At 72.0% G+C, this 7,196-nt stretch carries 7 protein-coding genes; 4 read left to right on the plus strand and 3 right to left on the minus strand.

Features of this window, described 5'->3' with window-relative positions; genetic code table 11:
* The first annotated feature begins 50 nt into the window (after positions 1-50).
* The 3 genes from AB0M43_RS31100 (at position 51) to AB0M43_RS31110 (ending at position 2,849) form a co-directional block, all read left to right on the plus strand.
* The gene (locus AB0M43_RS31100; RefSeq protein WP_363729373.1) at positions 51-1,337 is read left to right on the plus strand and encodes a PspC domain-containing protein; all 1,287 of its coding nucleotides are present in this window, start codon (positions 51-53) and stop codon (positions 1,335-1,337) included.
* Entirely contained in the window at positions 1,334-1,558 is a 225-nt protein-coding gene (locus tag AB0M43_RS31105; RefSeq protein ID WP_363729375.1) for a hypothetical protein, read from the plus strand. The genes AB0M43_RS31100 and AB0M43_RS31105 overlap by 4 nt, the downstream gene beginning before the upstream one ends.
* Before the next feature lie 85 nt (positions 1,559-1,643).
* Positions 1,644-2,849, plus strand: a complete 1,206-nt coding sequence (locus AB0M43_RS31110) for a phosphatidylserine decarboxylase (protein WP_363729377.1) — start codon at positions 1,644-1,646, stop codon at positions 2,847-2,849.
* A 56-nt stretch (positions 2,850-2,905) separates the two neighbouring features.
* Here the strand turns inward: AB0M43_RS31110 and AB0M43_RS31115 are convergent, their stop codons facing one another.
* From AB0M43_RS31115 to AB0M43_RS31125, 3 genes are all read right to left on the minus strand, one after another.
* Positions 2,906-3,808 carry a CDP-alcohol phosphatidyltransferase family protein gene (locus AB0M43_RS31115; protein ID WP_363729378.1) on the minus strand — a complete coding sequence of 301 codons (903 nt, stop codon included), beginning with the start codon at positions 3,806-3,808 and terminating at the stop codon, positions 2,906-2,908.
* Positions 3,809-4,119: 311 nt separating this feature from the next.
* On the minus strand, positions 4,120-5,037 hold the full coding sequence (locus AB0M43_RS31120) for an NUDIX domain-containing protein (RefSeq protein ID WP_363729379.1): 918 nt from the start codon (positions 5,035-5,037) through the stop codon (positions 4,120-4,122).
* The gene (locus AB0M43_RS31125) at positions 5,034-5,966 is read right to left on the minus strand and encodes an NUDIX domain-containing protein (RefSeq protein ID WP_363729380.1); all 933 of its coding nucleotides are present in this window, start codon (positions 5,964-5,966) and stop codon (positions 5,034-5,036) included. Before AB0M43_RS31125 ends, AB0M43_RS31120 begins: the two co-directional genes overlap by 4 nt.
* Before the next feature lie 218 nt (positions 5,967-6,184).
* On the opposite strand from AB0M43_RS31125, the gene AB0M43_RS31130 reads away from it, so the two are divergent.
* Positions 6,185-7,063 (plus strand): PspC domain-containing protein, encoded by an 879-nt coding sequence (locus AB0M43_RS31130; protein ID WP_363729382.1) that lies wholly within the window; start codon positions 6,185-6,187, stop codon positions 7,061-7,063.
* Positions 7,064-7,196: the final 133 nt, after the last annotated feature.

Below are 7,196 nucleotides of genomic sequence, written 5' to 3' on the forward strand. Positions count from 1 at the left end.
GGGTGGCATCCCGGACGCGGAAACGTCCGCCAGCCGACAGTATCGACACCATGACCACTCCGTCCCACGTTCCGCCCCCGTCGGCGGACTTCCGCTCGCGGTACAGCAGGCCCAAGGAGGGCCGCAAGCTGGCCGGCGTGTGTGCCGCCCTGGGCAGGGCCACGAACACGGACCCGGTGCTGTGGCGGGTCGTGTTCGCCGTGTTCGCGCTGTTCGGCGGGGCGGGGCTCGTGGCGTACGCCGCCGGGTGGCTGTTCCTGTCCGAGGACGGCGACACCGCCTCCCCGATCGAGGCCCTGCTCGGCCGGGGGCAGTCCAGTACCCCGGCGTTCGTGACGATCCTGGTCGCGATCGGCTCGGTGATCGGGGCGATCGCGGTCGCGGACACGAACGTCGAGTTCGCCGCGATGCTCGCGCTGATCGTCGTCGGGGTGGTGCTGCTGGTGAACAAGCGGCCGAGCGGGGTCCCGAACGGGGTCCCGGGCGGCCCGCGCGCGTTCGGCCCGCCCGCGCCGCCCGCCCCGGTGGCCTACTACATGCCCGCACAGGCCACCCAGAACCCCGCGGGCCCGCCGGTGGCCCCGCCGGCCGGAACCGTGCCGTTCGCGCCGCACGGGCCGTACCAGCCGGTCGGGAACGTGCCCTTCGCGCCGCACGGGCCCTACCAGCAGCCGCGGTGGGTCCCGCCCCAGGTGCCGCCCCGGCCCCCGAAGCCCCCGAAGCGGCCCCGGGAGAAGTCGATCCTCAGCCGGCTGACGCTGTTCGCGGTGCTGATCGGACTCGGCGTCCTCGGCATCCTGGACGCGACCGGCTGGGGTGTTTCGGTCGCCTCGTACTTCGGCGTCGCCCTCGGCATCGTCGGCGCGGGCCTGGTGGTCGGCACGTTCCTCGGCCGCGGCTACAAGCTGATCGCCCTGGGGATCGTGCTCGCGATCGGGCTGGCCATCTCGGCCTCGGCCACGGAGGTCCGCAAGTCCGTCATCCGGGACGGCGGCCAGCGCACCTGGATCCCGCAGAGCGTGGGCGTGATCGACCCCGAGTACTCGATCCGGGTCGGCCTCGGCACCCTGGACCTGCGGGCCGTCGACTTCACCGACAAGACCGTCACCGTCGCGGTGAGCACCGAGGCCGGCGAGATGCGGGTCCTGCTGCCCCCGAAGGTCGACGTCGAGGTGCGCCCGAACGTGAGCAACGGCGAGGCGACGGTCCTCGGCACCCACGTGGCCCCCGAGGGCCAGCAGTCGACGATCACCGACCTGGGGGTCGACGGAGCGGGAGGCGGCAAGTTGATCATCAACCTGAACGTGAAGTTCGGCACCGCGCGGGTGACCCGGTGAAGCCGCACCGGCTCGACGCCGTGTCCCTCGTCTTCGGCGTGCTGTTCCTCGCGGGGACCGGCTGGTGGGTCCTCGCCCAGGTCGTACACGTCACCGGCGCGACCCTGGCCTGGGCCGGAGCGGCCGCGCTGGTCGGGATCGGGGTACTCGGGATCACCACGTCGATCATGGGCGGCCGGCCCCGTCCGGAGGAGCGCCCCGACGAACCCGTCGATATCTGAGCCAGGTCGGCACCAGGGCCTGTTCCGACCGCCGCATATGCTGGCTGTTGGAACAGGCCCAGCCCGTCGAGAAGAGCCTCACACCATGACCCAATCCATCGTCACCGAGCTCGCGCTCGCCCCGGCCAGGATCAACGACCGGACCGCCCGCGCGCTCGCCGCCGAGTTCACCCGCCACCCCGGCCCCAAGTCGGGCCTCCTGGTCGGCGCCGAGGTCGGTTCGCCCCTCCTGGTCGCGGTGCTCGACGCGCTCGGCCCCGACGACACCCTCACGGTGCTCAGCGAGGACGCGTTCAGCGCCCCGGGCGTCGAGGTGATCGAGAAGTTGTCCCAGGCCAAGCCCGCTGACGTGGTCATCGTGGCCGGCCAGATCGTCGGCAGCGCCGATGACGCCCACGACACCCTGGCGGCGCTGCGGGCCCTGCTCAACCCCGGCGGCGTGCTGTCCCTGGCCGTGCCGGTCCTGCCGGGTACGGGGAGCCAGGCCAACGACGAGATCGCGCGCCAGGTCACCGCGTACGGGGTCGGCAGCGACCTCGTCCTGCGGTCCACCCCGCCGGTCCGCGTGCACCGGCTGCGGTTCACCCCGGGCAGCGTCGAGTCGGCGGCCGACCTGGCCCCGGCGTTCCGGACCAGCAGCGTCCCGCTGGCCGGCGGCATGAACATCGACTCCAACGGCGTGGCCGCGTTCGGCATCTGCGTCGGGCTGGCCACGGCCGCCAAGGTCGTCGCGCCCCGGACCAAGCTCTGGCTGCTCCCGGCCGCGCTGGCCCTGCCGGTCGCCGCGTTCTTCCGCGACCCCGAGCGCGACGTCCCCGAGGACCCGTCGGCCGTGGTCGCCGCGTCCGACGGCAAGGTGCTCTCCGTCGAGCGGCTCACCGACGACCGGTTCGGCGAGCAGGTCGAGTGGCTGCGGGTCGCCGTGTTCCTGTCGGTGCTCGACGTGCACGTCAACCGCGCGCCGGTCGCCGGCCGGGTGGTCGACTCGTTCGTCGAGGACGGCGGGTTCGCCGCGGCGATGAAGCCCGAGGCCGAGCACAACGTCGCGGCGTACACGGTGCTGGACAGCACGCACGGCCGGGTCGTCGTCGCCCAGCGCACCGGGCTGATCGCCCGCCGGATCGTGCGCCGCGCGCCGGTCGGTTCGATGCTGGCCAAGGGCGAGCGGTACGGGCTGATCCGGTTCGGCTCCCGCACCGACGTCTACCTGCCGGTGGACGCGGCCGAGCCCCTGGTGGCCCCGGGCGACCGGGTGGTCGGCGGCTCCACGGTCATCGCCCGCTGGCTCTGAGGACACAAGCAAAAAGGCCCCGCACCCTTGATGGGTACGGGGCCTTTGCGCGCGTTCTACAGGGCGGCTTCGCGGTGCCGGAGCCAGAGGACGGGCCCGCTGACCAGGTAGGCGCCGATCAGCACCATGAAGGTGATCTGGTAGTCGGCGAGGCCGCCGAGCACCGGCACCACCAGGAGCCAGCGCGGCAGGCGCAGCACCCGGGCCAGCTTCGCGTACGGGAACGTGGTGACCATCAGCAGCGCGATGGCCGCGACCGCCACGGCGAGCCCCAGCGAGGGCTTGATCAGCAGCACGGACAGCGCCAGGATCGTGGCCGCCATCGTGGTCGGGACGCCGCAGAAGAACCGGCCGTCCTTGGGCGAGACGTTGAACCGGGCCAGCCGGATCGCCGAGCAGACCGCGATCAGGGCGCAGGCCGGGGCCAGCAGCCAGACCGGGGCGACCGGCTGGAGCCAGCTGAACAGCACGACCGGCACCGCGAGCCCGAACGACGACATGTCCGCCATCGAGTCCATCTGGGCGCCGAACGGGCTGGCGACCCCGAACTTGCGGGCCAGCGCGCCGTCGAGCCCGTCGAACGTGACGCAGGCCAGGATGCAGGCGGCGGCCCACAGCACCTGTCCCTGCATGCTGAGGAACACCGCGAACATCCCGCCCATGATGCTGGAGATGGTGCAGGCGTTCACCAGGCCGAACTTGATCCGCCGGTCGAGGGTGCGCTCGCCGGGCAGGAGCGGGATGGAGATCGGGCCGGCCAGGGGCTCGTCGATGGCGGGCGACTGCGCGGCCGGGTTGCGCGAGACCACGAGGTCCCGGCGGTCCAGGCTCGCGAGGTCGTCCGGGACGACGTCGGCGGCTCCGGTGGTGGTCAGCAGGTCTCCGCCGTCGCGACGACGGCGGCCAACCAGGGCCGTGCGGACGAGCACGCTACGCGCCAGCGTGCCACTGCGGCGCATCGCGCCGGTCCAACGACGGCCAGCGGGTCGTGGTGTGTCACCACTGCGCCGCCAGGGTGCTCTCGGCACTCCAGTCCCTCCAAATGGCCGGATCGGGTGTCTCCGCCACCTCGGCGGCCGTCAAGCCAATGCGTTAAACGATGGCATATGGATGCCACCCTTGGCGACGCCCGCTCGCACAAACTTTCCCTCGATTACGGGCAAAACTACCAAATAGGGACGAAGTGACACTACTGTGAGTGTCGGCATATGGACGCTTCGCTATCGATATTACTCGCCGTAGTTGACGAACACGGCCGGTGAGGCGTAGATCAACTCAACAGCCGCGCGCGGGTGAGAGCCTCGAAAGTGGGCCTGTTCAGGCGAAGCGTGGCAGCCTCCGCCGCGGTGAACCAGCCAGCAGCGGCCGTCGATCCGTTGACCTCCCCCACGACCGGGTCGGTGGGGGTGTCAATAATCACCCGGTACGTGACGCGCACCCCATGCCAGTCCATTGCGCGCCCTTCTGGGCCCCATGCGGCAGGATTGTGCATGTTCGACACGGTAAGGAGCTGTGTGATCCGCCCTGTCTGGCCGGTCTCCTCCCGCAGTTCCCGGAGCACGCCGTCCGCCGAGTCCTCGCCGAAGTCCGTGCCCCCGCCCGGCAGGTGCCAGGTGCCCGCGCCCGGGTAGTTCTCCGAGATCAGGGTCAGCAGGATCCGGCCGGCCGGGTCGGTGACCACGCCGTACGCGCTGAACCGCTGGCCGCGGTCCGGGTCGGGCTCCTCCGGCGTGCTGACCGGCGGGTTCGGGTTCCGCAGCTCCGGCAGGCCGGTCACGCCCAGGGTGGTACGGACCCGGTCGAAGAGGGGCAGGCCCTCGATCTGGGCCTCGGACAGCCACTCCACCCGGTGCGAACTGCCGTCCACCTCGGGGGTCAGGTGACCGCCGACGACCCGGACGTCGTACATGATCTGGTCCTGGTGCCGGCGGATCCCCAGGTGCGGGACATCGTTCACCTCGATGGAGACCGAGTGCAGGCCGGTGACCTTCACGACGAGGCCCGTCTCCTCCAGGAACTCCCGGGCCACCGCGACAGCCGGATCCTCCCCGTGGTCGAGGCCGCCGCCGGGCAGGTTCCAGCTGCCGGAGCTCCCGGAAGTCGGGGACGACTGGACGAGCAGAACCCGTCCGGCGTCGTCCCGGCACACCCCGTACGCTGCGATCCGACGTTCCTGCCTCAAGGTCATGTACTGACCTTAGCCAGCGCCTCCTCCGTCACCTCCGTCAGCGGGAGCCCGGCGAGTTCCGCCCGGGTGAACCAGCGCGCCTCACAGGTGGAGCCCACGGTGTCGTACACCCGTGGAGGTTGGGGGTGGTCGACCGCGACCTGGTAGAAGGCGCGCACGCCGTGCCAGTCGATCGGGTACCCCTCGGGGCCGACCTGGGCCATGTCCCGGTGGCTCGCGACCCCCAGCAGGGCCAGCAGCCGGCCGCGCTGCCCCGTCTCCTCGGACAGCTCCCGCATCAGCGCCGCGTCGGGCTGCTCCCCGAAGTCGATCCCCCCGCCGGGCAGGTGCCAGCGCCCCGCGCCCGGATATCCGGCCGACACCCGGGTCAGCAGCACCCGGTCGGCGGGGTCGGTCGCCACCGCGTACGCCGCGAAGCGCTGCGCCCGGGGGCGGCCGTCCGGCCCGGGGACCAGCAGGAACGACGGCAGCTCCGGCGGGTCGTCCGGGCGCAGGTCACCCGTTCCCGGCAGCCCGAGCGCCGTCGCCGTGAACGGGCGCAGGGCCAGCTGCTCGGCCTCGTGCGGCGGCACCCAGCGCGCCAGGTCCGTACTCCCCGACAGCACGTCGCGCAGGCCGCCGCCGGTAACCTTGACCGTGTAGAGCAGGCGGTCGGTGTGCAGGGCCAGGCCCCGGTGCGGGAGGGCGCGCAGGTCGGAGAGCACGTCGCGCAGCTCGGTGACCACGACCGCGAGGCCCGTCTCCTCGTCCGTCTCGCGGATCACGGCGGCCTCGGGGTGCTCGCCGTGGTCGACCCCTCCGCCCGGCAACGACCACGAACCCGGGTTGGCGGCGGTGGCCGAGGCCCGGACCAGCAGGATGTTGCCGGCTGAATCGGAACATATGCCGTACGCGGCGATGCGGCGCAGCGGCTCTAGCGCGGGGGTCATGAATCACAAGTGTGACGAGGGTGCACGCTTCAAGGTCAAGAGTTTGCCGGACATATGACAGTGATTGCCCGGTTCTGTTTGGACGGTGTACGGGGCGCGTTCACGTCCGGTGGCCCCGGGTACGACCTTCGGGGGATCCCGGGCTCAGGGGAGGCTCAGGGGTACGGTCAGGGCGGTCACCGATGTCGACGGGGGTCATTGTCGGTCACGCTGTAGACATGACTGAGCACACCGCCATCAAGCAGCTTCGCCGCTCCCGCTCCGACCGGAAGATCTCGGGCGTCTGCGGCGGTACCGCCAGGTACTTCGACTTCGACCCCACCCTCGTCCGGGTCCTCTTCATCGTCTCCGTGTTCTTCACCGGCGGCTGGTCGCTCCTCGCGTACGTCGCCGCGTGGCTGATCATGCCGGAGGAGGGGCACCCGGGGGCGCCCGGTGGACCGGGGGCGCCGGGCTGGGCTCCGGCGGGGGCCACGTGGACCCCCAGTGCCGGGTACCCGGCGGCCGGTGGCTACACCCCGCCGACCTACGCGACGCAGCCCGCGCCGTTCACGGTGGTTCCGCCGCCCGCCGAGCCGTACGTCGCGCCGGTCGACCCGGTCGTCCCGGCTGCTGCGGCTCCGGTCGTCGCCCCGGTCATCGCCCCGGTGGAGCCTTCGATCCCGGAGACGGTGATCGAGGAGCCCTACGAGGAGCCGGTGGACGAGACCCCGGCCACGCCGGTCGCGGTCTCCTCGACGGAGCCGGTCCCGGCCGCCACCGACGGCGTCGGGGGCGACAGCGCTCCGGAGCCGACCGAGATCGTCCGGGCCCAGCCCGGGTCGACGACGGTGCTGCCGGGCGAGACGACCGTGCTGCCCGCCGACTCGACGGACGCGTTCGTTCCGGAGACGACGTTCGTGCCGGCGGACGCCGAGACCACGGTCATCCCGGCCGCGACCACGGTGATTCCCGCCAGCTCCGACACCACGGTGTTGCCGGCTGACACGCGGGACGAGACCACGGTCCTGCCCGGTGACGCGGATCCGGCCACGACGGTTCTGCCTGCCGCTCAGGACGACGGGACGAAGAAGTTGCCGGTCGAGCCGGAGAAGTAGCGAACGCTCGCACTGATCGCCGTTCCGGGTGTCCGGGGCGGCGATCGGCGTGGGGTGGCAGGTGGCGGGTGGGGCGGTCCGTGGCGGTTCGTTGGAAGAGAGAAGAGCCTTTGACTCTCTTCCAACGAACCGC

This window comes from Longispora sp. NPDC051575 (genome assembly GCF_040681875.1).
Lineage (GTDB): Bacteria > Actinomycetota > Actinomycetes > Mycobacteriales > Micromonosporaceae > Longispora.

What these genes read in the sequence shown, in the direction of transcription:
- AB0M43_RS31130 (WP_363729382.1), top strand. Translation starts at nt 6,185, where the DNA reads ATGACTGAGCACACCGCCATCAAGCAGCTTCGCCGCTCCCGCTCCGAC.
- AB0M43_RS31100 (WP_363729373.1), top strand. Translation starts at nt 51, where the DNA reads ATGACCACTCCGTCCCACGTTCCGCCCCCGTCGGCGGACTTCCGCTCG.
- AB0M43_RS31110 (WP_363729377.1), top strand. Translation starts at nt 1,644, where the DNA reads ATGACCCAATCCATCGTCACCGAGCTCGCGCTCGCCCCGGCCAGGATC.
- AB0M43_RS31120 (WP_363729379.1), bottom strand. Translation starts at nt 5,037, where the DNA reads ATGACCTTGAGGCAGGAACGTCGGATCGCAGCGTACGGGGTGTGCCGG.
- AB0M43_RS31115 (WP_363729378.1), bottom strand. Translation starts at nt 3,808, where the DNA reads ATGCGCCGCAGTGGCACGCTGGCGCGTAGCGTGCTCGTCCGCACGGCC.
- AB0M43_RS31125 (WP_363729380.1), bottom strand. Translation starts at nt 5,966, where the DNA reads ATGACCCCCGCGCTAGAGCCGCTGCGCCGCATCGCCGCGTACGGCATA.